The organism is Xanthobacter autotrophicus, from assembly GCF_029991245.1.
GTDB lineage: Bacteria > Pseudomonadota > Alphaproteobacteria > Rhizobiales > Xanthobacteraceae > Xanthobacter > Xanthobacter autotrophicus_C.
On sequence record NZ_JAIVFO010000284.1, the window covers coordinates 1 to 1,710 of the forward strand.

The window sequence follows — 1,710 nt, forward strand, 5'->3', positions numbered from 1 at the left end:
ACAGCCTCCCAACCCTCCCCCGCACGCGGGAGAGGGCTATGGCCGACCGCCTCAGCGCGGCAGGGTGGTCGCGCCCATGAGGTCCTTGTCGATGGCGTGGGCGGCCTGGCGGCCTTCGCGGATGGCCCAGACCACCAGCGACTGGCCGCGCCGCATGTCGCCCGCGGCGTACAGCTTGGGCACGGAGGTGGCGTAGGCAAGATCGTCCGCCGCCACGTTGCCGCGCTTGTCCAGGGTCGCGCCGGACTGCTCGATGAGGCCGGCATGGGCCGCATGGGCGAAGCCGATGGCGAGGAACACGAGGTCCGCGCGCAGCACGAATTCGGTGCCGGGGATGGGCTCGCGCTTGCTGTCCACGCGGGCGCACTTCACGCCGGTGACGCGGCCGTTGCGGCCCTCGATGCCCAGGGTGGCGCAGGCGAACTCGCGCTCGGCGCCCTCGGCCTGGGAGGAGGAAGTGCGGAACTTGGTGGGCCAATAGGGCCACACCGCCAGCTTGTCCTCCTTCATGGGAGGCACGGCGCGGATGTCGAGCTGGGTGACGGACAGGGCGCCCTGGCGGAAGGCGGTGCCCACGCAGTCCGAGGCGGTGTCGCCGCCGCCCACCACCACCACGTGCTTGCCGCCGGAGAGGATCGGGATCTCGTTGACCGGCTCGTCGCCCTCGCGGCGGTTCGACTGCACCAGATAGGGCATGGCGAAGTGCACGCCCTCCATCTCCTGGCCGGGGAGCTTGGGATCGCGCGGGGCTTCCGAGCCGCCGGCCAGAAGCACGGCGTCGTGGGTGTCGAGCAGCTCCTGGAAGGGGCGGACGATGCCGATGTTCTCGTTGTAGTGGAAGGTCACGCCTTCCGCTTCCATCTGCTTCACGCGGCGGTCGATGTGGTGCTTTTCCATCTTGAAGTCGGGGATGCCGTAGCGCAGCAGGCCGCCGGCCTTGGGCTCGCGCTCATAGACATGCACGTCGTGGCCGGCGCGGGCCAGTTGCTGGGCGGCGGCGAGGCCCGCCGGGCCGGAGCCGACGATGGCGACGCTCTTGCCGGTCTTGACCAAGGCGGGCTCGGGCTTGATCCAGCCCTTCTTCCACGCCTTGTCGGCGATGGCCTGCTCCACCGTCTTGATGGTGACGGGCATGTCCTCGAGGTTCAGGGTGCAGGCTTCCTCGCACGGGGCGGGGCAGATGCGGCCGGTGAACTCGGGGAAATTGTTGGTGGTGTGGAGGTTGCGCGCGGCCTCCTCCCACTCGTCGCGATAGACGAGGTCGTTCCAGTCCGGAATCTGGTTGTGCACGGGGCAGCCGTTGGGCCCGTGGCAAAAGGGGATGCCGCAATCCATGCAGCGCGCCGCCTGGTTCGTCACCTCGGCGTCGGGCAAAGGCAGCGTGAACTCGCGGAAATGGCGGATGCGGTCGGAGGCGGGCTGATACTTCTGCTCCCGCCGGTCGATCTCCAGAAAACCCGTGACCTTGCCCATCAGAACCCCTTAGGCGAACCTCGTTGAGGGAACCGCCGCGCGCACCGCATCAGTCCGGGTGCCGCACCACGTGTCCAAATACAAGAATTGTTCCAGCTTGAGGACTCGGAATTCGCGCGCCTGATCCGCGCGCCCGTCCAAGTCCAAAGCACTGGCCTCTAGCACACCGGCTGAACGCCCTCGCCCGCTTGCGGGGGAGGGCGTTCAGCCGGTGTGCTAGAGGCCAGTGCTTTGGAC

1 protein-coding gene is annotated in these 1,710 nt (G+C 68.5%); it reads right to left on the reverse strand.

The window, feature by feature from the left end:
* Positions 1-51 precede the first annotated feature (51 nt).
* Entirely contained in the window at positions 52-1,473 is a 1,422-nt protein-coding gene (locus K9U41_RS22740; RefSeq protein ID WP_282643111.1) for a glutamate synthase subunit beta, read from the reverse strand.
* Between the last annotated feature and the right edge of the window lie 237 nt (positions 1,474-1,710).